General features: G+C 60.3%; 21 protein-coding genes. 4 read left to right on the top strand and 17 right to left on the bottom strand.

Translation table 11 applies throughout. From position 1 onward, the window contains the following. Positions 1 to 29: 29 nt before the first annotated feature. From ubiB to ubiE, 3 genes are read right to left on the bottom strand one after another with little or no spacing between them, the layout of a single operon-like run. Positions 30 to 1,634: a ubiquinone biosynthesis regulatory protein kinase UbiB gene (gene ubiB / locus BLW22_RS32135; RefSeq protein WP_065925725.1), complete on the bottom strand. Its 1,605-nt coding sequence runs from the start codon at positions 1,632 to 1,634 to the stop codon at positions 30 to 32. Beyond that, positions 1,631 to 2,254, bottom strand: coding sequence for a ubiquinone biosynthesis accessory factor UbiJ (locus BLW22_RS32140; RefSeq protein ID WP_065925724.1), 624 nt, complete (start codon positions 2,252 to 2,254; stop codon positions 1,631 to 1,633). Before BLW22_RS32140 ends, ubiB begins: the two co-directional genes overlap by 4 nt. Further along, positions 2,254 to 3,024, bottom strand: coding sequence for a bifunctional demethylmenaquinone methyltransferase/2-methoxy-6-polyprenyl-1,4-benzoquinol methylase UbiE (ubiE, locus tag BLW22_RS32145; protein WP_074848474.1), 771 nt, complete (start codon positions 3,022 to 3,024; stop codon positions 2,254 to 2,256). Before ubiE ends, BLW22_RS32140 begins: the two co-directional genes overlap by 1 nt. 144 nt (positions 3,025 to 3,168) lie before the next feature. Here ubiE and BLW22_RS32150 point away from each other — a divergent pair, with 144 nt between their 5' ends. From BLW22_RS32150 to BLW22_RS32160, 3 genes are all read left to right on the top strand, one after another. Then, positions 3,169 to 3,444: a polyhydroxyalkanoic acid system family protein gene (locus tag BLW22_RS32150; RefSeq protein WP_027605029.1), complete on the top strand. Its 276-nt coding sequence runs from the start codon at positions 3,169 to 3,171 to the stop codon at positions 3,442 to 3,444. A gap of 105 nt (positions 3,445 to 3,549) precedes the next feature. After that, positions 3,550 to 3,972, top strand: coding sequence for a phasin family protein (locus BLW22_RS32155; RefSeq protein ID WP_027605028.1), 423 nt, complete (start codon positions 3,550 to 3,552; stop codon positions 3,970 to 3,972). Between the two features lie 12 nt (positions 3,973 to 3,984). Beyond that, complete coding sequence (locus tag BLW22_RS32160) at positions 3,985 to 4,953, top strand: phasin family protein (protein ID WP_074848476.1); 969 nt, start codon at positions 3,985 to 3,987, stop codon at positions 4,951 to 4,953. 70 nt (positions 4,954 to 5,023) lie between these two features. On the opposite strand, the gene BLW22_RS32165 is transcribed toward BLW22_RS32160, so the two are convergent. The 6 genes from BLW22_RS32165 to BLW22_RS32190 all read right to left on the bottom strand — a co-directional run bounded on the left by BLW22_RS32165 (position 5,024) and on the right by BLW22_RS32190 (position 11,537). Continuing rightward, the gene (locus BLW22_RS32165) at positions 5,024 to 5,545 is read right to left on the bottom strand and encodes a fimbrial protein (protein ID WP_065925722.1); all 522 of its coding nucleotides are present in this window, start codon (positions 5,543 to 5,545) and stop codon (positions 5,024 to 5,026) included. An 18-nt stretch (positions 5,546 to 5,563) separates the two neighbouring features. Then, positions 5,564 to 6,583, bottom strand: coding sequence for a fimbrial protein (locus BLW22_RS32170; RefSeq protein ID WP_413038083.1), 1,020 nt, complete (start codon positions 6,581 to 6,583; stop codon positions 5,564 to 5,566). Then, entirely contained in the window at positions 6,570 to 9,155 is a 2,586-nt protein-coding gene (locus tag BLW22_RS32175) for a fimbria/pilus outer membrane usher protein (RefSeq protein ID WP_083244881.1), read from the bottom strand. The genes BLW22_RS32170 and BLW22_RS32175 overlap by 14 nt, the downstream gene beginning before the upstream one ends. 158 nt (positions 9,156 to 9,313) lie before the next feature. After that, positions 9,314 to 10,081, bottom strand: coding sequence for a fimbrial biogenesis chaperone (locus BLW22_RS32180; RefSeq protein ID WP_065925721.1), 768 nt, complete (start codon positions 10,079 to 10,081; stop codon positions 9,314 to 9,316). A gap of 8 nt (positions 10,082 to 10,089) precedes the next feature. After that, positions 10,090 to 10,857, bottom strand: a complete 768-nt coding sequence (locus BLW22_RS32185) for a fimbrial biogenesis chaperone (protein ID WP_235865639.1) — start codon at positions 10,855 to 10,857, stop codon at positions 10,090 to 10,092. A 98-nt stretch (positions 10,858 to 10,955) separates the two neighbouring features. Further along, complete coding sequence (locus tag BLW22_RS32190; protein WP_065925847.1) at positions 10,956 to 11,537, bottom strand: fimbrial protein; 582 nt, start codon at positions 11,535 to 11,537, stop codon at positions 10,956 to 10,958. 370 nt (positions 11,538 to 11,907) lie between these two features. Between BLW22_RS32190 and BLW22_RS32195 the strand changes: the two genes are divergently transcribed. After that, positions 11,908 to 12,570, top strand: a complete 663-nt coding sequence (locus tag BLW22_RS32195; RefSeq protein ID WP_065925846.1) for a response regulator transcription factor — start codon at positions 11,908 to 11,910, stop codon at positions 12,568 to 12,570. A 38-nt stretch (positions 12,571 to 12,608) separates the two neighbouring features. On the opposite strand, the gene BLW22_RS32200 is transcribed toward BLW22_RS32195, so the two are convergent. From BLW22_RS32200 to BLW22_RS32235, 8 genes are all read right to left on the bottom strand, one after another. Further along, positions 12,609 to 13,229: a TetR/AcrR family transcriptional regulator gene (locus BLW22_RS32200; RefSeq protein WP_074848480.1), complete on the bottom strand. Its 621-nt coding sequence runs from the start codon at positions 13,227 to 13,229 to the stop codon at positions 12,609 to 12,611. 27 nt (positions 13,230 to 13,256) lie between these two features. Next, the gene (gene phaC, locus BLW22_RS32205; protein ID WP_065925718.1) at positions 13,257 to 14,939 is read right to left on the bottom strand and encodes a class II poly(R)-hydroxyalkanoic acid synthase; all 1,683 of its coding nucleotides are present in this window, start codon (positions 14,937 to 14,939) and stop codon (positions 13,257 to 13,259) included. An 88-nt stretch (positions 14,940 to 15,027) separates the two neighbouring features. After that, on the bottom strand, positions 15,028 to 15,873 hold the full coding sequence (gene phaZ, locus BLW22_RS32210; protein WP_027605018.1) for a poly(3-hydroxyalkanoate) depolymerase: 846 nt from the start codon (positions 15,871 to 15,873) through the stop codon (positions 15,028 to 15,030). Between the two features lie 135 nt (positions 15,874 to 16,008). Continuing rightward, positions 16,009 to 17,688 carry a class II poly(R)-hydroxyalkanoic acid synthase gene (gene phaC / locus BLW22_RS32215; protein WP_065925717.1) on the bottom strand — a complete coding sequence of 560 codons (1,680 nt, stop codon included), beginning with the start codon at positions 17,686 to 17,688 and terminating at the stop codon, positions 16,009 to 16,011. A gap of 249 nt (positions 17,689 to 17,937) precedes the next feature. Then, the gene (locus tag BLW22_RS32220; protein ID WP_074848482.1) at positions 17,938 to 18,315 is read right to left on the bottom strand and encodes a gamma-butyrobetaine hydroxylase family protein; all 378 of its coding nucleotides are present in this window, start codon (positions 18,313 to 18,315) and stop codon (positions 17,938 to 17,940) included. Positions 18,316 to 18,394: 79 nt separating this feature from the next. Next, complete coding sequence (hslU, locus tag BLW22_RS32225; protein WP_027605015.1) at positions 18,395 to 19,732, bottom strand: ATP-dependent protease ATPase subunit HslU; 1,338 nt, start codon at positions 19,730 to 19,732, stop codon at positions 18,395 to 18,397. Between the two features lie 37 nt (positions 19,733 to 19,769). After that, positions 19,770 to 20,300 (bottom strand): ATP-dependent protease subunit HslV, encoded by a 531-nt coding sequence (gene hslV / locus BLW22_RS32230; RefSeq protein WP_010563201.1) that lies wholly within the window; start codon positions 20,298 to 20,300, stop codon positions 19,770 to 19,772. A 258-nt stretch (positions 20,301 to 20,558) separates the two neighbouring features. Continuing rightward, the gene (locus tag BLW22_RS32235; protein WP_027605014.1) at positions 20,559 to 21,260 is read right to left on the bottom strand and encodes an SPOR domain-containing protein; all 702 of its coding nucleotides are present in this window, start codon (positions 21,258 to 21,260) and stop codon (positions 20,559 to 20,561) included.

The following is a 21,260-nucleotide window of genomic DNA, read 5'->3' on the forward strand; positions in this document are numbered from 1 at the left end:
CAATTTGCGACAGTGTATAACCGGATGGGCTATCGACGCACGATCAGATAAACACCCACGGCGACCATGATGCCGGCCGGCCAGTGGCCCAGTTGGTTCAGCGGTCCGCCAATGGCCAGCATTGCCCCGCCCACCAGGTGCGCGGCGCCCAGCAGGCGCAGGAACCAATCGTCCTTGCGCTTGCGCCATGGCGGTTCCGGGTCTTTGGCGTGGGGCTGGGACATGCGCTCCAGCAGGTCGCGGGTCATGTTGGCCAGGTGGGGCAGTTGTTCCATCTGGCTATGCAAGTTGCCCAGCATGGTCTTGGGGCTCATGCGCTCGCGCATCCAGCGTTCCAGGAAAGGCTGCGCGGTGTTCCACAGGTCAAGGTCCGGGTACAGCTGGCGGCCCAGGCCTTCGATATTGAGCAAGGTCTTTTGCAGCAACACCAACTGCGGCTGCACTTCCATATTGAAGCGCCGCGCGGTCTGGAACAGGCGCATCAGCACCTGGCCGAAGGAGATATCTTTCAGGGGCTTTTCAAAGATCGGCTCGCACACGGTGCGGATCGCCGCTTCGAATTCGTTGAGCTTGGTTTCCGCCGGCACCCAGCCCGAATCGATGTGCAACTGCGCCACGCGGCGGTAGTCGCGCTTGAAGAAGGCGAACAGGTTGCGCGCCAGGTAGTCCTGGTCTTCCGGGGTCAGGCTGCCGACGATGCCGCAGTCGATCGCGATGTACTGCGGGCTCCAAGGGTTGACGGTGCTGACGAAGATATTGCCGGGGTGCATGTCGGCGTGGAAGAAACTGTCGCGGAACACTTGGGTGAAGAAAATCTCCACGCCGCGCTCGGCAAGCATCTTCATATCGGTGCGCTGGTCGGCCAGGGTGGCGAGGTCGGTGACCTGCACGCCGTAGATGCGCTCCATCACCAGCACTTTCGGGCGGCACCAGTCCCAATACACCTGCGGCACGTACAGCAACGGCGAACCTTCGAAGTTGCGCTTGAGCTGGCTGGCGTTGGCTGCTTCGCGCAGCAGGTCGAGTTCGTCGTAGATGGTTTTCTCGTAGTCGGCGACCACGTCCACCGGGTGCAGCAGGCGCGCATCGGCAGAGAAACGTTCGGCGGCGCGGGCCAGGATAAACAGCCACGCCAGGTCCTGGCCGATGATCGGCTTGAGGCCCGGACGGATCACCTTCACCACCACTTCTTCGCCGCTCTTCAACTGTGCGGCGTGCACTTGCGCCACCGAGGCCGAGGCCAGCGGTTCGACGTCGAAGCGGCTGAACACCTCGCTGATCTTCTTGCCCAGTTGCTCTTCGATCAGCTTCATCGACTGCTGGGAATCGAACGGCGGCACGCGATCCTGCAGCAGCATCAGTTCGTCGGCGATGTCTTCGGGCAGCAGGTCGCGGCGCGTGGAGAGGATCTGCCCGAATTTGATAAAGATCGGCCCCAGGTCCTGCAAGGCCAGGCGCAGGCGCGCGCCCCGGCTTAGTTCCAGCTGTTTGCGCGGGAACCAGCGCCACGGCAGCACATAGCGCACTGCCAGCAGGAACCACGGCAGGGGCAGGGCGAACAGCAGGTCATCGAGGCGGTAGCGGATTACGACGCGCTGGATACGGAACAAACGGCGGACGGCGAGCAGCTTCATGCGTTATCGCTTGGATCAAGGGAACGGCTCAGGCGCTCGAAGCGGGCCTCGAGGCGTTCCAGGTCGATTTTGGCCTTGTCGAGCTCACGAAAGCGCGCTTGCGCTTCGCGTTCTCCGACCAGGGTGCGCGATTCTTCGCTCAGGTATTCGGCAAGGTTCTGGTTGAGGCTGGCGAACCCCTGCTGGTACCAGCGCGTGCGACTGCGCAGGTGCCCGCTGATCAACTGGGTGGCGACGGGGCCGATCCAGCGGGACAGCTCGTATTCCCAGTCCAGTTCCAGGTCCTGCAGTACGGCGGCCAGGTCCATCAGGACCGCGCTGTCGCCTTCCAGGTGCACTTCGGGGCCGTGGAGGATGGCGGTCTTGTTGCGGCTCAGCGTTAGGTGCAACAGGCTGGAGGCCGGTGCACGCAGGGTGCAGTCGGCTTCGGCAGCCCATTGAGTGGCGAGCAGCAGGCCTTCATCGCTGGGCAGGATAAACAGCTGCAGGGCGGGGCTGGTGCAGTCCACGGCGATGACCTTGCCGTTCAAGTGCGCGAGCCGTGCCAGGGCGGTGCTGTCCAGGCGCAGTACACGGTTGATACCGTGTTCGACGCTGGCGAGAAGGCCTTTGAGCAGCATCAGGGCTTGATGCCACGGTGCAGGGCGACAATGCCCGAAGTCATGTTGTGGTAGGTCACGCGGTCGAAACCGGCTTCTACCATCATCGACTTCAGGGTTTCCTGGTCAGGGTGCATGCGGATCGATTCGGCCAGGTAGCGGTAGCTTTCGGCGTCATTGGTGATCAGCTTGCCCATCAACGGCATGAAGGCGAAGGAGTAGGTGTTGTAGACCTTGGACATCAGCGCGTTGGTCGGCTTGGAGAACTCCAGTACCAACAGGCGACCGCCCGGCTTGAGGACGCGCAGCATCGAGCGGATCGCGTCTTCCTTGTGGGTCACGTTGCGCAGGCCGAAGGCGATAGTCACGCAGTCGAAATGGTTGTCGGGGAACGGCAGCTTTTCAGCGTCGGCCTGGACGAATTCGATATTGCCGGCCACGCCTTTGTCGAGCAGGCGGTCACGGCCGACCTTGAGCATCGAGCCGTTGATGTCCGCCAGCACCACCTGGCCGGTAGGGCCGACGAGCTTGGAAAACTTGGCCGCCAGGTCGCCCGTGCCGCCGGCGATGTCCAGCACGCGGTTGCCGGTGCGTACACCCGACAGCTCGATGGTGAAGCGTTTCCACAGGCGGTGCATGCCGCCGGAGAGCACGTCGTTCATCAGGTCGTACTTGGCCGCCACGGAGTGGAATACCTCAGCGACTTTTTCCGCTTTCTGGCTTTCCGGGACGTTCTTGAAGCCGAAGTGAGTGGTGGGTTCGGCATCGCTGCCTTTGCGCTGATCAGTCATATCGCTGTCACCAAAAGAGAATGCGGGACATGATAATCCCCAAGGCCTGCTTTGTCTTGGCAAGGCTGCAGGTAAGATAGGCAGGCACCGAGACCTTTTGCCGCATTCAAGGTATTCAAATCCCTATAAAGAGGAGTCATTGCAATGGCCCGTATAACCGTTGAGCGTGCGCATTCCCTGGGTAAAGAAGGGGCACGCGCAAAGGCCGAGAAGTTGGCGCATAAACTCCAGGAGCAATATGGCCTGGAGCCCTCGTGGTCCGGCGATACCTTGAACCTCAAGCGTTCGGGGGTTAAAGGCACCGTGTTGGTGGCGGATGATTCGCTGCGCATTGATGTGGAACTGGGCCTGTTGATGTCGGCCATGAGTGGCACCATCAAGTCCGAAATCGAGAAAGCCCTGGATAAAGCCTTGGCCTGATCCGCGAGTACTTAGGGTGCCGATTCTAATTTTCCAGCCTACTTTGTGCCCAGGTCCTCAACTCCTGCGGGCCGTTCCTCCCCCCTTTTCTGCGTGAGGTGCACCATGGCCAAAGTTATCCTGAAGAAAAAAATCGATGCTCAGACCGGCGCGTTGAGTGACGTTAAAACCTATGCCCGCAAGATCTGGTTGGCGGGTCTTGGTGCCTACGCGAAGGTCGGCAGCGAGGGCGGCGACTACTTCAAAGAGCTGGTTAAAACCGGTCAACATGTTGAAAGTAAAGGCAAAAAAGTTGCAGTGGAACAACTTGATGCCGCCAACAGTCAGATTGATCAAGTAAAGAGTAATGTCTCCGCGGTCAAAGGTCTGGTAGAAGTTCAGCTGGATAAAGTTGAAAAAGCTTTTGATACTCGCGTTGCCAGTGCCTTGAATCGAATTGGCATTGCGTCTAAACATGACGTGGAGACACTCTCTGCTAAGCTCGAAGAGCTGACGGCATTGCTCGAACGTGTCGCGCGTAAACACTAAGGAGACATCGGGATGGCTGTTAAAAAGACTACTCAGAAAGAAGGCAGCTCGTGGGTCGGGAAAGTTGAAGAATACTCCCGCAAGATCTGGCTGGCTGGTTTAGGCGTTTACTCGAAGATCGACAGTGACGGCAGCAAACTCTTCGAGACCTTGGTTAAAGACGGCGAGAAGGCCGAGAAGTTGACCAAGAGCGCAGTCGGTAAACAAGTAGGCGCTGCTAAAGCGACTGCCGGCTCGCGCATCAGCGATGCGAAGAAACAGGTATTGGGTACTTGGGGCGAGCTTGAAGGGGCGCTGGACAAGCGCCTCAACAGTGCTATTTCGCGCCTGGGCGTGCCGAGTAAAGCTGAATTGAAGGCATTGCACGGCAAGGTCGATACCCTGACCAAGCAGATCGAAAAACTCACCGGTGCCAAAGTGGCTCCTGTGAAAGCGGCTGCAGCCAAGCCTGCTGCAAAAACGGCCGCTGCCAAACCAGCGGCTAAAACGGCTGCCAAACCTCTGGTGAAAGCTGCCGCCAAGCCAGCTGCAAAACCCGCGGCCAAGGCAGCTGTAAAAGCAGTCGCTAAACCGGCTGCCAAAACCGCAGCGGCCAAACCGGCTGCCAAGACCACAGCTAAACCCGTGGCTGCGAAAGCAACTGCCAAACCTGCGGCCAAGCCAGCAGCCAAGGCCGCCGCAAAACCGGCCGCTAAGCCCGCAGCCAAAACCGCAGCCGCCAAACCCGCGGCCAAGCCTGCCGCTGCTAAACCTGCAGCCAAGCCCGCCGCCGCGAAACCGGTGGCCAAGCCAGCCGCCAAACCTGCTGCGGCGAAAAAGCCAGCTGCAGCGAAAAAAACGGCAGCGCCTAAGCCTGCTGTTGCCGCCAAGCCGGCAACCACGGCACCGGCTGCTTCGGCGGCCAACTCGGTGTCGGCACCCACGCCTGCCGCCACCCCGACTGCAACGCCGGTCACCCCGACGCCAACCAGTCAGTCCTGATTTTTCCGGGACGCGCAAAAAATGCCCGGCCTGCAAAAGCTGGGCATTTTTTTTGTGCGCGGTTACCCCATCAATTATAAGTGATGGAAACGGTGACAGTGCTGTCCAGGGTACCTGCGGTAATCGCGGAGCCGGTTTTCCGGTACGACGCATTCATCGGTAACAACGCTCTTGCGCCGCTTGTGGCGATCTGGCGGGTGCGCTGGGCGACAGAACCATTGGCGGGAATGTCAGCGACGTTTCGGTGGGAAAGCGAGAGCGCCGTCCCGGCTGAGGTTCCGGTGTTGGCGAACAATGCGCCGTTGCCGCTGGACGGAGTGCCCGCGAACAGAAAGAACACATTTTGAATGTCCGATTCGCACTCGGCGGTAATGTCGAAATTTGTCGTACCCACTTCTTCGGATGAATCAAAATCCGATACTTTGATCGAGGGCAGGGTGATGGTGCGGGTCACATCACCGGCGGCCAGGTTGCAGGTGCCGGCATTGACCTGGCCGGTAAAGCGCAAGGTGCCCGTGGTTGCGGCCTGGACCGCAGTGGCGGCCAGGCTCGCGGTGATAGCCAGCAGCAGGGGCAGGGCTCGAATCCTCATTACATACTCCTCAGGTTTTTAGTTATAGGTGATGTTGACGGTCGCGGTCGTTTCGAGCCTGCCTTGGCTGACCGTGCCGTTCTTGTGATACGCCGCACCCAGCGGCAGCACCGCGCGCCCCCCGGAGACCGGCACCGTGCGGGTGTTTTCGGTGCCGTTGGCGAGGATGTTCTGGATACCACCGCCAATGCGTGAATACAGCCACAGGGCGACGCCACCGGCAGTGCCCGTATTGGCGAAGAGCCGATCATTGCCAGGTGCGGGGGTACCGGAAAAGCGGAAGGTCACGTTGGAAGCGTTGGTGCAGTTTGCGGTTAACTCGAAGTTGCGTGGGCCTGCGGTCGTTGCGTTATTGAATGCGCCGACTTGCACCGGGTCGAGCGAGATCGTGCGGTTGACGTCGCCGGTCGCCAGGTCGCAGGTGGCGGCGGGCCTGACAAAGCGCACTGCGTTGCCGAGCCTCAGGGTAAAACTCTCCGGACGGTTATCCAGTCTCTTCACCCAAATGTTACCGGCAGGCACTGTCCCGTCTGTCACAGGTCCGGATTTATAGAACCTTAATTCCGCGGCCATAAAGCTGGTGACGGGGCCACTGAAGGTGTTTTGTCGGCTCTGCATGGCAAAGAAAGGGTAAAGCGCGCCGGAATGTCGGATGCGCATGTGTACACCCACACCAGGAACTTCGGTCTCGTAGTACTTTACGTGAGACCTTGCGCTGTAGCGCCCGGTGATCGTTCCTAAAGTGTGGCCGCAATTCATGGTGTAATTGGGTGCCGTACCAGTGAATTCCTTAATGACAATTTCAGACTCCACTGGGAGGCTGTCCGGTACGACGATTGTGGACGGAAGGGTGAGTGTGAATGTGTCGTTCTGATACCTGTCACACGCCGCTTGAGCCGCAATCGGCGAGCCAAGGACCAGCACTGTTGACATGAGTTGTATGGCGCGTTTCATCTTCAGTCCCGCAAAAGAAATAGGGCGGTTGCAGGCAAGCAGTGCACTGGGCGTGCTTGCCTGCGCCGGATCAACTGCTTGCATTGCGCTCGCTCGACGGTGGCATGTGCTGTGCTGTATCGAGCCGGCAGGTGCCCGCGTCGAGATTAAGCAACCGTTGGGTGCCGGCAATGTTCGACTGTGCGCCCAAGTCGTAATGCAACTGGCATGCGGCGCCGGCATGGGGGCCCCACTTGATCGTCAATGGTCCCTGTGTACGAGACACTCGAACAAAGGCTTGACCACCCTGCCCGACCACCCCGACGCTCGCGCCGTCCTCATCAAACACATCCGCACCAAACGGCAAGGAGCTGCCATCCTCGCGCAGTGCCGTGATCAACATGGCCTGGCCGCTGACCGTCTCGAACTTAAGCTTCACCACCGAACCGGCACGGGGCGCTACGTTCTGGGCGGCGGTCTTGAGTTCCACATCGACCGAAAGATCCTTCGGGTCCAGCTCCACGACGTTCTGGCGATACGGGGTAAGGTGGGGTACCACGGCGTAGCCGCTGTTACCGACTTGCGCGCTGTGGTTACCGTTGATCCGCGCACCCTGGGCGTCGGGCGCCTGGACGATGCCGATGGTGTCGCCCAGCTCCGGAGCGAAGGTCACGCCGCCGGCGTGGGCAACGATGCCGCCGGTCATCCCCAGCGATACCGAGCGGTAGTCGCTGCTCTGCCCGTAACCGGCAGACAGCACGCCATGACTGGCCTGGTATTTCATATCGGCACTCGCGGCGTTACCACTGCCTCGGGTTCGACTGGCACCAAGGCCATAGCTGAATTCGCTGCGTTCGCCAAGGCTGCCGCCGACGTTCACGCGCTCGCCACTGTTTTGGTCGCCGTGATAGACCGTGGTGGTCAGGGTCGGCGAACGCGCGCCGCTGCCCAGGGGCAGGCTCAAGGTCAGATCCACCTGCTTGTCGACTCGGTCGCTCAACAGGTCACGGGTGCGCTGTGCACTGACGGTATAGTGAAGGCCCTTCCAGGTGCCGCTGTATCCCGCGGTAAAGGTCAGGTTGCCACTTGTGCGGTTCCAATAGTTTTGCGAAGAACCGGTCAGGTAAACCGAGCCGTTGCCCAGGCTCTGGTTGAGGCTTATGTCCATTCTGTCGCGCAGGCGCGAGACGCTGTCGAGGCTGAGTCCGTCGATGGCAAGGTCGCGAATCCGTGCGGCATCGCCTACGCTCAGGAACCCTTCAGTGGAATAGCGGTAGGCCCCCAATGCGAAGTGAGTGCCGGTGTCTGCGAAATTCTTGCTGTAGCGCAGTTGCAGGCTTTGTCCCTCCCGCGAACCGTGCCCAGGTACATGGGCATTGGAGTGGGTCAAGTCAAACGACACCGCACCCAATGGCGTGTTGAGTGCCGTTCCCAATAATTGTGAATTGTAGTCTTGGCCCACCACCGCGCCGGTATAGCCGGTCAGTAGATTGCTGAGGCCATGCTGGTAGGTCGCCTGCATCAGTGTGGGAGGGTGCCGAAGGCCAAGTTCATCGAGCTGGCCGATGCTCAGCGAATAGCGGTGGTGGCCGGGTCGCAGGAGGTTGGCGTTGGCCGCAAAGGGGACGATGAACTCCCGCTGACGGCCATCCGCCTCGGTGATCGTGACGGTCAGGTCGCCGCCATATCCGGTAGGGAATAAATCATTGAGTACAAACGGCCCGGGCGCCACCGACACCTCATCCAGCAGTACCCCGCGCTGGCGCACGGTAACCCGCGCGTTGGTCTCGGCAACGCCGCGCACCACGGGGGCAAAACCGGTCTGGGAATCAGGCAGCATCCGGTCATCACTGAACAGGCTCGCACCCCGCAGGCGGACGCTGTCGAACAGCTCGCCCGGCGTGTAGATTTCGCCGACCATCAATTGAGACTGCAGCGAGCTCATTTCACGCTGAACGTAGGTGCTGCTGCTCTGGTAGCCAGAGCCCACCGATGATTGGCTGTAGCTGCCGTTGTGGCGCCAATGCCAGTCGCCCAGGTTGAGCCCGGTGTTCAGGCCCAGGTAGTTGGAGTTGAGCGACTGATGCCTGGTTTGGGTGGCAAAGGTGTTGGCGTTGTAACGCACGAAGGCTGCGTCGATGCCACTGTCCCAGTGTTTGGGATCGATATAGCCCCGAGCCTTGCGTGCGAGGTAAATCTGCGGGATCTGCAGGTCAAGGCGATTTTCACCAGAATCGAACCGGCTGCTGGCGCCTGGCAGGTAGCTGGCAATATCGGCGCATGCGGAAAATACGGCGTCGGTCGATTGCCTGTCGACCGCCTCCATGTCGATGCCGAACCTGAAGAGCGCGTCACGCTCAAGGCACATCTGCGCAGTGTCTTGTCCGTCCATGGCCTTGAACGATAGCGTCTCTCTGCCTATCCATTGGCCGTTGAGATAAACCTCCGCACGGTAGCTGCCGGGTAGCACGACGTTGCCTTGGTTGAACTTTGAAATGTCGACCTGCAAGCCCGCTGCCCCGCCGGGAAAAAAGGCCGGGTTGAATACAGAATGCGTGGCGTCTTGGGCCGCTGCAGTGTGGGCGCCACCCAACAGCAATAGACCTTGAGCTACAAGCGTCAACCTGAAAGGCGATATAAACCCGTTTTCGGGTCTGGCCGGTGTTTTCGAACTCATGGATACCGTTCCCGGGGAAAGTTGTGGTCCGAATTGCGACAAAGCGCGGCCCTGTCCTGACGAACAAGTACTGAACGGACGTGTTTGATTTGTGCTGCGGCGGGTCAATCAACCTCGAGAGGCAGGGACTGGACCCTGATGAACTCAGGGTGGGGCGATCATGGCGACACCTTGGCGCTGTGCTGGATCGTGAGCCCGAAGTCGTCGAGCGTCTGGAACTCCACGGTCATCTCGGCCGTACGCAACGACGCAAGCCCTGCAATCTGGAAGTGGTTGCGGCTATCGGGCGCCACCATATTGTCGCCGCTCGATGCGGCGGATTTGCGCGCATGGCGCTGCCCCTTCGCGACCACTTCGATCTTGTCGAAATTCACGTAATAGGGGGTCGGGTTATAGACCTCCAGTGACGGGCCGTGCTCGGTGGTTACGCTGCGCCACTGCAATTTGGCCGGCGCGGCTTCGGCCGCAAAGGGCAGGCTGGGCGGTCGGAGAAACACCTTGATCCTGGAGCGGAAGGCAAGTTGCAACTGGTTACCCTGGTCGGCATCTTGGGCCTGCGAAGGCACTTCGAGTAAGTTGAACCAGTACAGGCTTTCCTGCGCAGACGGCAGCGTTTCGCCGGTGTATGCCAGGCGCACGACGTGTTGCCGGCCTGGCTCGATACGAAAGATCGGCGGCGTGACAACAAAGGGGATTCCGCCGGCGTCCGGGGTAGAGTGCTCGTCACCCTTGTCCAGCCATGCCTGCATCAGGACGGGTACCTGATTCTTGCTTTCCAGCCTTACTGTGACTTCCTTGTCCTGTTGCGGATAGATGATCCGTGTGCTGCTGATCACAACGCTTGCCTGCGCCATGACGGGACAGATCAGTGCAAGCGTCAACAGGCTGAGTCTGGTTAGCCAATGTGAGATCAAAGTCGCGTTCATGCTGCGGGTTATCCTGCGGACGAAAGGGTGACAGCCGCCGTGTGCTGCACGCGGGCGCCAAAATCGCTGACGGAAACGAACTCGACCTGGGGGTTGCCGTTGGGACGAATACGCAACTGGGGCAATGCAAACAGTTTCATGTCTCCGGCCGGCAATAACAGACCGTCATTGGCCGCCTGGCTCGGCGCCTTGTTGAACCGTTTGCCTTCGCTCAGCAACGCGACCGATGCCAGCGAAATATGGTAGGGCGTGGGGTTGGTCGCTTGCAGGGCGAACCCATGGTTATGGGGGACCAGTTTCCACTGCAGTTTGGTTGCCGCGCTGCTGACGGGGTATGGCAATCCTTGTGGGCGCAGGAAGACCCGCAAGCGAGTGCGAAACGACAATTCGATCTGGTTGTTTTGCGCGGCGTCGGCGGAAGTCGGCGGCACTTCGAATATGTTCAACCAGAACAGGCTTTCGCGATCAGTAGGCAACGGGGCGCCGGAATAACGCAGGCGCAATGCCTGTTGTTGGTGCGGTTCGATGCGAAACATCGGCGGTGAGAGGGTGAACGGAGTCCGCGCAGTCGCTGGTGTCGAGTTTCGGTCGCCCGTATCCAGCCAGGTCTGTACCAATGCCGGACGATCGGCTTTATTCTCCAGGCGCACAACGACCTCCTGCTGCTCAGCGGGGTAGATCACGCGTGTGCCATGGACAATGATGCCGGCATGGGCGTTGAGCGCGTGCAGCGACAGCAGCCCGAGGGCACAGGTGGCGAGAGCACGGCGGGCCATTCTTTTAATCATTTGAAGTCTCTTCGAGTCTGGGGGCGGACCCGCAACGCAGTTGCAGGTCCTGGGTTCGAGGTCTGCGTGTGCAGACGTGTTATCCCTTACTCGGCGTATTCGACCAGGAAGCCGACGCGTGTTTTCACCGTGCCTTCGGTTGCGGCGCCGCTGGCGTACATTTGGGCTGCCAGCGGGATAATGGCCTGGTTATCGGCGATCACAACGCCCTCGGATTTTTCGGTGTAGACGTTGATCGGCGAGCCGTCGCGGTTTGTGACTTCGACCTGTACGTTCTTGGCGTTGGTGGTGTCGGAAGGGTCGTCGTAGCCGTCGATGTTCAAGCGGCCGGTAGCGACGTCAATGGCTGGGCTGGTTGGGTCGAAAGCCACCATGGCCGTGCGGCCGTTGGTGCAACTGCCTTCGCCGGGCCCGCCAATGCGAATGGTGAAACCGGTGAGGTTGGCGCGACTGCCAGCGGTTGCCAGGCGTGAAGCAGAGACGCCGCCCAGGTTGACGTCCTTGACCACTGCGCCTGTGCCAGGTGCGGCACCCTCGACGGTGCAGGTCACATCGGTCACCAACCCCGTGAAGTTGATGACCCCGTCGTTGGTGGCGAATGCGGGCCGTGATAACGCAGCCGTCAGGGCAAGCAGTGTTGCAGCGGTGGAGATAGCGGTAAATTTCATGATGATTCCGGTCGTGATTTTAATAAACGAGAGCCGCCACAGGTAAAAAGCAGCATCTGTAGTTCGTTTCGAACTAGTCTCTAATGGCGGTTATATAATTTGGCGTGCAGTGCCAGATGGCATCTATAGCGAAGTGGCGAGTTTTATCTCGTGATAGTTCGAAAAATAATCGAGTTAACTTAGGAATTGTCTGTAGTACTGGGAATTATCTGTAGGATGTTGCTGAAGGGGTAACGCTTATTGCCCCGCTATGTTGATCCCTTGATGGGGCAGGGTATACCGTGCTCGCAGCAGCGAATAATGTTGCGGTGTTGTATTTACTTATGCGGGTTTATTTATGCCTACTTCAATATCCACCACGTATACCGTCATGCTGCTAGATGACCATGCGATGCTTCGGCAGGGGATCGAGTTGGGGTTGAGCAACGAGGCCGACCTCCATGTGGTCGGCTCTTTCGGGACGGCCAAGGAATTACTGGAAGCCCTTGCGCGGCGTCCGGCGGATGTGGTGGTAATGGACTTCATCCTGGCCCCTTCGGACAACGATGGCCTGAGTCTTATACAAGCGCTGAACCGGCGCTTCAGCCAGTGCCGGCCGTTGATTGTCTGTTCGCATTACACGCCCGCTACCGTATCACTGTCGCTGAAGGCTGGCTGTTGGGGAATCCTGGGTAAAACCCAGAACCTGACGGAGTTGATCACGGCTATTCGAACCGTCGCCCAAGGTCGAATTTATCTGCAGCCTTGCATGGTGCCTGCTTTGCAGGGCATGCAGTCAATGCTGGAAGTCGTGAGTATGAAGTCGAAAATGGACTATGCAACGCCGTTGCGCTTGCACGCCTGTCTTACGCCTAAAGAACAGGAGGTGCTGCGGTGTTTTCTGGATGGAATGTCGGTGAATTCGATTGCCGCAAAGTTCTCACGCAGTGCGAGTACGATCAGTACGCAGAAACAATCGGCTTATAGAAAATTGGGAATCAAGAATGACAGTGAGTTGTTCAAGTTTACCCAGCAATTCGGGGAGTTTGATTGATTCGGCTCAAATGTCAGCCGCAGGTTTTCGGATAATGCTTAAACATGATCGTCCAGATAGCGCAGCGCCAATCGCTCCGTGGCCTGCCGCGCCGCAGGTAGCAGATGCGGCGCCACCAGCATCATGACCTGATACACCACCACCCGCACCTCGCCCTCACGGTCGAGAATGCGTTGGTAGTCCAGGGAGAACAGCAGGGTCATGGTGATCTGCTCCACCAACTGGCCCAGCGCCTGGGTGTCACTGACCAGTTGCCCGTCCGCCTTCAGGCGCGCCAGCAAGGACGCGAGGGTGCGCTTGAGTGCGGTCAGCAGGTTGCGAATGCCCTTGGCCAGTTTCGGCAGGCGCCCCGCCAGGTTCGACAGGTCCTGGAACAAAAACCGGTATTGGGCCATGCGTTCGACGATCAGGTGCAGGAACAGCCAGTAATCCTGGGCCAGCAGTTGCGCGTCCGCCGGCGGGTCGAGCAGCGGCGCCAATTCGCCCTGGAAGCGCTCGAACAGCCCGAGCACCAGTGGCTCCTTGCCATGGAAGTGGTAGTAGAGGTTGCCGGGGCTGATCCCCATTTCATTGGCCACCTCCATGGTCGACACGTTCGGCTCGCCCTTCTGGTTGAACAACTGCAAGGCACATTCAAGGATACGGTCGCGGGTCTTCATCCAGTCTTCTTAATCTGATCGTTGAGCTCAGCGCACTCGCACGTAGGTGCCGGGCGCCGCTTCCATCGGTGGATAGTTCTGGTTGCCCAGGGCGGTGAGGGTTTCGCGCTGTACGCCCGAGCGCTGCTGGATCCACGCCAGCCACTGCGGCCACCAACTGCCTTCGACGTGGTTGGCGTCGTAGTACCAGGCACGCGGGTCGCTGCTCAGCTTGGGGTTTTCGACGTAGTTGGCCTTGGGGTTGCCCGGCGGGTTGAGGATGCTCTGGATATGCCCGCTGTTGGACAGCACGAAGCGCCGCTCGCCACCCAGCAATTGCGTGGAGCGATACACCGCGTCCCACGGCGTGATGTGGTCGTTGATCCCGGCCACGCTGAAGCTGTCCACCGTGACCTTCTGCAGGTCGATGGGCGTGCCGCACACTTCCAGGCCGCCGGGATGGCTCAGCGGGTTGTGCTTGAAGAAATCGAGCAGGTCGCCATGCAGTGCGGCGGGCAGGCGCGTGTTGTCGTTGTTCCAGTACAAAATGTCGAAGGCCGGCGGTTTCTTGCCCAGCAGGTAATTGTTGATCCAGTAGTTCCAGATCAGGTCGTTGGGGCGCATCCAGGCGAACACCTTGGCCATGTCGCGGCCGTCCAGCACTCCTTGCTGGTAGGAACGACGCTTGGCCGCCTCGAGGGTTTGCTCATCGGCGAACAGCATGGCGGGGCTGTCTATCTGGCTGTCCAGCAGGCTCACCAGGTAGCTGGCGCTGGAGATACGACGCAGCTGGCGCTTGGCTTGCAAGTGGCCTTGCAGGGCGGCGATGGTCAGGCCACCGGCGCAGGCGCCCATCAGGTTGACCTCGCGGGCGCCGGTGATGGCCCGACAGACATTGAGCGCTTCCTCCAGCGCCGCCACATAGGTGGACAGGCCCCATTCGCGGTGGCGTACATCCGGGTTGCGCCAGCTGACCATGAAGGTCTGCAGGCCGTTCTTGAGGGCGTACTGCACGAAGCTATTGGCCGGGCTCAGGTCGAAGATGTAGTACTTGTTGATTTGCGGCGGCACGATCAGCAGCGGCCTGGCGTACTGTTTTTCGCTCATGGGCTTGTATTGGATCAACTCCAGCAGCTCATTGCGAAATACCACCGAGCCTGGGGTGGTGGCCACGGTCTTGCCGACTTCAAAGGCCTGTTTGCTCACCTGGCGCGGCAGGCCGTTGTTGTGCAGCAGGTCGTCGAACAGGTTGCTCACGCCGCGCACCACACTGTTGCCGCCGGAGTTGAGCAGCTCCTTGACGGCCAGCGGGTTGAGCAGGGTGTTGGAGGGCGACACGGCGTCGTTGATCAAGGCGAAGGCAAAGTGTGCGCGGGCGCGGTCGTCGGCGCTCAGTGAGCTGTCATCGATCCACTGGCGGGTCTGCTTCTGCCAGCTCAAATAGGCTTGCAGGCTGCGTCGGTAGAACGGGTTGAGCGTCCAGGTCGGGTCGCTGAAGCGGCTGTCCCGTGGGTTGGGCTCGTGCACGGTCTCACCCAGCAGCACACGACCCAGTTGACTGCCCAGGGCCAGGGCGTGACGGGCGGTATGCACCGGGTTGCGCCAGCCGTGGGCGGCAACGCTGCGCAAGGTCGACAGCAAATCCCGACCGCGCAGGCCGGTGATCGCGTTTTGTGCGTTGATGAACGCGGCAGGGGTGGGCGCCGGGTTCGTCACGGGTCTTTCTCGCATGAGCCAACACTCCTTCGTCAAGCCATCAACAGGCACGCCAATTCAGAACCATAGTCGGTTCTCGGCAAGTTGCGCGGCGGTGTGCTCCTTACACCGCTGGTCGCGGGTGAATCACGGCCCGCATGCGCTCCTCCTCGAGAAACTTCATGATGATCGGCGCCACGGCTTCAGCCCGGGTGATCAGGAACAGGTGGCCGTCATCGATGATGTGCAACTGTGCGTTGGGAATGCGCCAGGCCAGCATGCGCATGTTGACCAGCGGGATCAGCGGGTCGTCGTCCCCGGCCAGCACCAGGGTGGGCTGGCGGATCTTGTGCAGCCAGTGGATGCTGGTCCAGCCCAACCCCGCGAACAGTTGCCAGTAGTAGCCCAGCTTGCCGGCCGAGCGCACTTTGCTCGCGTGCTCGGCGGCCAGTTTCGAATCGCGGCGGAACGAACCGCCATAAATCATCGGTGCAATGCGCACCACGTGGGACGGCTGGATATAACGCCGGGGGCTCGCCATCAGCCACAGCACCTTCGGCTTGCCCGGCACCATAAAGGCCCCGGCAGCGGTCGCCGCCAGGATCAGCTTCTTGCAGCGCTCCGGGTAGTCATAGGCAAACTGCTGCGCCAACGCGCCACCCCAGGACACGCCCACCGCATTCACCTGGCCATAGTCCAGGTAGTCCAGCATGCGTGCGGTGAGCTTGGCCAGGCCGGGAAATCGATAGGGTCGGTTGGGCGTCGAGGAGCCACCCACGCCCGGCACATCGAAGGCGATCACTTCCAGGTCCGGGTCCAGGGCCTGGACGAACGGAAACACCAGCTCAAGGTTGGCGCCGATGCCGTTGAAGATCAGCAACGGCGTCAAGTGGGGCTTGCCCGGGCGTACCGCCGTGCGGATGGTCTGGCCATCCAGGTCGATGGTACGGAAGATGAACGGTTGCGGCATGGGGGAACCCTTCGATAGGTACTTCAATCCCTTGTAGGAGCGAGCTTGCTCGCGAAGGTCGTCAACGATAACGCGGGATAGCTGATGTCCCGTGTTGATCTTGAGCCTTTCGCGAGCAAGCTCGCTCCTACAGGACTAGCGTTCATGCACATAGGTACCCGGCGCCGCTTCGGCTGCGGCGTACGTCTTGTTGCCTAATACCGTCGGTGCCTTCTTCAGCTTGCCCGCACGTTCCGCTTGCCACACCTGCCAATGCAACCACCACGAATCAGTGTGCTTGGTCGCATTCTCCTGCCACTCCAGTGGCTTGCCCGCCAGGCTGTCGCTGGTCTGGTAGCGCGCCTTGGGGTTACCGGGCGGGTTGAGGATGCTCTGGATATGCCCGCTGCTCGACAGCACGAATTCCACTTTGCCACCAAACAGCTGTGCCGACTTGTAGCACGACTGCCAGGGGGTGATGTGGTCGTTGGTGCCGGCCAGTGAATAGATGTCGGCCGTGACCTGCTTGAGGTCGATCGGCGTGCCGCACACTTCCAGGGCATTGGCGCGCACGAGCGGGTTGTTTTTGAACAGTTCGATCAGGTCGCCATGGAACGCCGCCGGTAAGCGCGTGGTGTCGTTGTTCCAGAACAGGATGTCGAACACCGGCGGCTCATTGCCCAGCAGGTAGTTGTTCACCCAGTAGTTCCAGATCAGGTCGTTGGGACGCATCCAGGCAAACACCTTGGCCATGTCGCGGCCTTCCAGCACGCCGGCCTGGTAGGAGTGGCGCTTGGCCGCTTCCAGGGTCTGCTCATCCACGAACAGCGCCACCTGGGTGTCCAGGGTGGTGTCCAGCACACTCACCAGCAGGGTCAGGGCGTTGACCTTCTTCTCACCCAGCGCCGCGTAGTGGCCCAGCAGGGCGGTGCAGGTTATTCCGCCGGAGCAGGCGCCGAGCATGTTGATATCCTTGCTTCCGGTGATTGCCGTGACTACATCGACCGCTTCCTTGAGCGCCTCGATATAGGTCGACAGGCCCCATTCGCGCTGGGCCTTGGTCGGGTTGCGCCAACTGACGATAAAGGTCTGCTGCCCATTGCGCAGGCAGAAGCGCGCCAGGCTCTTTTCCGGGCTCAGGTCGAATACATAGAATTTGTTGATCTGCGGCGGTACCACCAGCAACGGGCGTTCGTGCACCTGTTCGGTGATCGGCTTGTACTGGATCAGCTCCAGCACGTCGTTGCGAAATACCACCGCCCCTTCGGTGATGCCCAGGGTCTTGCCCACTTCGAACGCGCCCATGTTGACCTGGCTCGGCATGCCGCCGTTGTGCACCATGTCCTTGGCCAGGTGCGACAGGCCGTCGAGCAGGCTCTTGCCGCCGGTTTCAAAGAAGCGTTTGACCGCCGCCGGGTTGGCCGCGCTGTTGGTAGGAGCCATGGCTTCGGTCATCAGGTTGATCACGAAGTGGCCGCGGCTGATGTCCTGGTCCGACAGGTTACTGTCGCCGATCCAGTCGTGCAGTTCCTTGCGCCACGCCAGGTAGGTTTGCAGGTAGCGTTTGTAGAGCGGGTTCTGGCTCCAGGCTGGGTCGTGAAAGCGACGGTCATCGCTTTCGGGTTGCAGCTGCGATTTGCCGAACATCACGTTCTTCAATTCAACGCCAAAGTGGGCGACGTGCTTGACGCTGTGCAACGGTTGCTTGATGGCTTGGGTCAGCACCATCTTGGCCGAGGCCAGTAAATCCTTTTTACGTAACGCGATGATCGGGTTGAGCCCCAGGGTGTTTTCCGAGGCCTGGCGTTTCAAGTCATCGTTGTTCTTGTTACTCATCTACGACGCTCCATTGTCCGAAAGACGAGTACCGGGTACCGCTGCGCACCAGGTTTCGATACACAACACAAGCCAGGTACTGCGACTCGGGTGACCGTTGATACCGCATCGTCAAATGCAGGGAACTTGCCAGTTCCATTGGTTACCCGAGTTTAATTTTTTTCGCAAGCGGGCCAATCGTTGGCCACGCGACAGGGCATTCAAGCAGATGAAATTAGAAAATGCCCTCTAAAGAGCAAGAAGCCTGGACTAGAGCATCAGCCGCACGACCGACTCGCTCGGATCGCGGGTTTTGCCGGCTGCCTTGAGCTCGGCAAGATAATCGGCCCACAACGCGTCCTGACGCACGGCCAATTGGTAGAGGTAGTCCCAGGTGAACAGTCCGCTGTCATGGCCATCGTCGAAGGTCAATTTCAGTGCGTACTGGCCGGCCGGTTCGATCTTGGTCAGGCGCACGTTGAGCTTGCCGAATTGCAGGATGGGTTTGCCGTGGCCCTGGACCTCGGCGGAAGGCGAATGCACCCGCAGCAGTTCGGCGGGCAACTGGTAGACCTCGCCGGGCCCATAGGTGAGGCCGAGGGTGTTGGAGGTTTTGTGCAAATTAACAGCGGTGGGGAATTTCGGCATTGGGGACACCTTGGGCTGCAAGCTACAAGCTGCGAGTTGAATGTGCTCAACTTGCGGCTTGTAGCTTACAGCTTGCGGCTTACAGAATGTACCGTGACAAGTCCTCGTTCTGCGCCAATTCACCCAGGTGGCTGTTGACGTAGTCGGCGTCGATCTTGATCGCTACGCCATTCTGCGCCCCGGCCATGTCGCCGGCGCTGAAGGACACTTCCTCAAGCAGGCGCTCAAGCAAGGTGTGCAGGCGGCGCGCACCGATGTTCTCGGTCTTCTCGTTGACCTGCCAGGCAATCTCCGCCAGGCGCTTGATGCCGTCCGGCAGGAACTCGATGCCCAGCCCTTCGGTTTTCAGCAGCTCACGGTACTGCTCGGTGAGCGACGCATGGGGTTCGCTGAGGATGCGCTCGAAGTCGCCGGGGGTCAGCGCCTTGAGCTCTACGCGAATCGGCAGGCGGCCTTGCAGCTCGGGCACCAGGTCGCTTGGCTTGCTCAGGTGGAACGCACCCGAAGCGATAAACAGGATGTGGTCGGTCTTGACCATGCCCAGCTTGGTATTGACGGTGCAGCCTTCGATCAGCGGCAGCAGGTCGCGCTGCACACCTTCGCGGGATACATCGACGCCGCCGGAGTTGCCGCGCTTGGCGACCTTGTCGATCTCGTCGATAAACACGATGCCATGCTGCTCAACGGCTTCCAGGGCCTTGGCCTTGAGCTCTTCGTCGTTGACCAGGCGTCCGGCTTCTTCATCGCGCACCAGCTTCAGCGCGTCCTTGACCTTGAGCTTGCGGCTTTTCTTCTTGCCCTTGCCCATGTTGGCGAACAGGTTCTGCAACTGGCTGGTCATTTCTTCCATGCCAGGCGGTGCGGAAATGTCGACGCCAGAGACTTCAGCGACTTCGATCTCGATTTCCTTGTCATCCAGCTGGCCTTCACGCAGGCGCTTGCGGAACAGCTGGCGGGTGTTGGAATCCGAGGCCGGTGCGGCGTCTTCGTTGAAGCCCATGCGCGCCGGTGGCAGCAGGGCGTCGAGGATGCGTTCTTCGGCGGCGTCTTCGGCGCGGTGGCTGACCTTGGTCATTTCCTGCTCGCGCAGCAGCTTCAGGGCAGCGTCGGCCAGATCACGAATGATCGACTCGACATCGCGGCCCACATAGCCGACTTCGGTGAACTTGGTCGCTTCGACCTTGATGAACGGCGCGTTGGCCAGCTTGGCCAGGCGTCGCGCGATCTCGGTTTTACCGACGCCGGTCGGGCCGATCATCAGGATGTTCTTCGGTGTTACTTCAACGCGCAATTCTTCGGGCAGTTGCATCCGGCGCCAGCGGTTACGCAGCGCGATGGCAACCGCGCGCTTGGCATCGTCCTGGCCGATGATATGGCGATTGAGTTCATGGACGATTTCGCGGGGAGTCATGGACATAGTGTTTGGCGGCCTCAAGCGGGAATAAGCCTACGGCTTACTCGGCGAGGTCCTGCTCCTCAATGGTGAAGTTGTGGTTGGTGAACACGCAGATGTCGCCGGCGATGCCCAGGGCAGTCTCGACGATTTCGCGGGCCGACAGGTCGGTTTTCTTCAACAGTGCGCTGGCTGCGGCTTGTGCATAACCACCGCCGGAGCCCATGGCGATCAGGCCATGTTCAGGCTCAACCACATCGCCGTTACCGGTGATGATCAGGGACGCATCTTTGTTGGCGACGGCCAGCATGGCTTCCAGGCGGCTGAGGGAGCGGTCGGTGCGCCATTCCTTGGCGAGTTCGACCGCGGCGCGTACGAGGTGGCCCTGGTGTTTTTCCAGCTGGCCTTCGAAACGCTCGAAGAGGGTGAAGGCGTCGGCGGTGGCACCGGCAAACCCGGCGAGGACCTGGCCGTGGTACAGGCGACGGACTTTCTTGGCGTTGCCTTTCATCACGGTATTGCCCAGGGAAACCTGGCCGTCGCCGCCCATGACGACTTTGCCGTGGCGACGTACTGAAACGATGGTGGTCAAGGGGAGAGTCTCCACGCAGCGGGGCGAAAATGCCCTGATGGAAACTCATATGGGGGTGGCGGGGGGGATTTCAACCGTGGGGGTTTAAGGCGGACGAGTGGTGTTTATCGGTCTGACACACATTTCAGGGCGCTGCAAAACCAAATGTGGGAGGGGGCTTGCTCCCGATGGCGGTAGATCAGTCAATATTTTCGGTGACTGATACACCGCTATCGGGGGCAAGCCCCCTCCCACATTTTGATCGGTGTTGAGTTTGAATCAGCGGCTCTGGCGCTGTTGTAACAACAGGTTGCTAAACCCGGCGCCGGCCAATTGCTTCTGCGCCACGGTCAGCTGTTCGCGGTTGCTGAACGGCCCCACCAGCACGCGATACCAGGTTGCGTCCTTCACCGTGCCGGACTCCACCGTCACCGTCTGGCCCAGCAGAATGATCTGCGCACGCACACGATCCGCATCCGCCTGCTTCGGGAACGAGCCCGCCTGCAGGAAGAACTTGGTCACCGGCGCGGCCTTGGTTTCGGCAACCGGTGGTGCTGGCGGCGGAGTAATCCCGGCCAACGCCGCCTGGGCCCGCGCCGTGTCGATTTTCGCCGCTTCCGCAGGGGTTACCGGGGTGGTCGGCACTTGCGGCGTCGGCAGGGTTTTCTCCGGCACGGCGTCAGGCGGCACGATGACTTCCGATTCCGGCAGCAGCGTATAGAAATCGTACTTCGGCTTTACCGGTGCCGTCGGGCTCGGCGCAGTCTTGTTGGCTTCAGCCATTTTCGTGGCCTTCTGCTGTTCCTGCTTGACCCGTTTGACGTCATCGCCCTGGCCTGGGTCCAGCTTCATCAGGAACACAATGAACGCGCCGACCGTAAGGCCGATCGCCATCCACAACCAACCCGGGATCGGCTTCTTCGCCGGGGCCTGGTAGCGGCTGGCGCCGCGCTTGGGTGCAGGTTTTTTCTTGGCAGCCAA

The sequence above is a fragment of the Pseudomonas marginalis genome (assembly GCF_900105325.1).
Taxonomy (GTDB): domain Bacteria; phylum Pseudomonadota; class Gammaproteobacteria; order Pseudomonadales; family Pseudomonadaceae; genus Aquipseudomonas; species Aquipseudomonas marginalis.

Excerpts from the sequence above, each read along its gene's own strand:
- BLW22_RS32190 (WP_065925847.1), bottom strand. The coding sequence starts at position 11,537 with ATGAAATTTACCGCTATCTCCACCGCTGCAACACTGCTTGCCCTGACG.
- hslU (WP_027605015.1), bottom strand. The coding sequence starts at position 19,732 with ATGTCCATGACTCCCCGCGAAATCGTCCATGAACTCAATCGCCATATC.
- phaZ (WP_027605018.1), bottom strand. The coding sequence starts at position 15,873 with ATGCCGCAACCGTTCATCTTCCGTACCATCGACCTGGATGGCCAGACC.
- BLW22_RS32220 (WP_074848482.1), bottom strand. The coding sequence starts at position 18,315 with ATGCCGAAATTCCCCACCGCTGTTAATTTGCACAAAACCTCCAACACC.
- phaC (WP_065925717.1), bottom strand. The coding sequence starts at position 17,688 with ATGAGTAACAAGAACAACGATGACTTGAAACGCCAGGCCTCGGAAAAC.
- ubiB (WP_065925725.1), bottom strand. The coding sequence starts at position 1,634 with ATGAAGCTGCTCGCCGTCCGCCGTTTGTTCCGTATCCAGCGCGTCGTA.
- BLW22_RS32200 (WP_074848480.1), bottom strand. The coding sequence starts at position 13,229 with ATGAAGACCCGCGACCGTATCCTTGAATGTGCCTTGCAGTTGTTCAAC.
- BLW22_RS32165 (WP_065925722.1), bottom strand. The coding sequence starts at position 5,545 with ATGAGGATTCGAGCCCTGCCCCTGCTGCTGGCTATCACCGCGAGCCTG.
- BLW22_RS32195 (WP_065925846.1), top strand. The coding sequence starts at position 11,908 with ATGCTGCTAGATGACCATGCGATGCTTCGGCAGGGGATCGAGTTGGGG.
- BLW22_RS32175 (WP_083244881.1), bottom strand. The coding sequence starts at position 9,155 with ATGAGTTCGAAAACACCGGCCAGACCCGAAAACGGGTTTATATCGCCT.
- BLW22_RS32185 (WP_235865639.1), bottom strand. The coding sequence starts at position 10,857 with ATGGCCCGCCGTGCTCTCGCCACCTGTGCCCTCGGGCTGCTGTCGCTG.
- BLW22_RS32150 (WP_027605029.1), top strand. The coding sequence starts at position 3,169 with ATGGCCCGTATAACCGTTGAGCGTGCGCATTCCCTGGGTAAAGAAGGG.
- BLW22_RS32180 (WP_065925721.1), bottom strand. The coding sequence starts at position 10,081 with ATGAACGCGACTTTGATCTCACATTGGCTAACCAGACTCAGCCTGTTG.
- BLW22_RS32155 (WP_027605028.1), top strand. The coding sequence starts at position 3,550 with ATGGCCAAAGTTATCCTGAAGAAAAAAATCGATGCTCAGACCGGCGCG.
- BLW22_RS32160 (WP_074848476.1), top strand. The coding sequence starts at position 3,985 with ATGGCTGTTAAAAAGACTACTCAGAAAGAAGGCAGCTCGTGGGTCGGG.
- phaC (WP_065925718.1), bottom strand. The coding sequence starts at position 14,939 with ATGCGAGAAAGACCCGTGACGAACCCGGCGCCCACCCCTGCCGCGTTC.
- BLW22_RS32170 (WP_413038083.1), bottom strand. The coding sequence starts at position 6,583 with ATGCAAGCAGTTGATCCGGCGCAGGCAAGCACGCCCAGTGCACTGCTT.
- ubiE (WP_074848474.1), bottom strand. The coding sequence starts at position 3,024 with ATGACTGATCAGCGCAAAGGCAGCGATGCCGAACCCACCACTCACTTC.
- BLW22_RS32140 (WP_065925724.1), bottom strand. The coding sequence starts at position 2,254 with ATGCTGCTCAAAGGCCTTCTCGCCAGCGTCGAACACGGTATCAACCGT.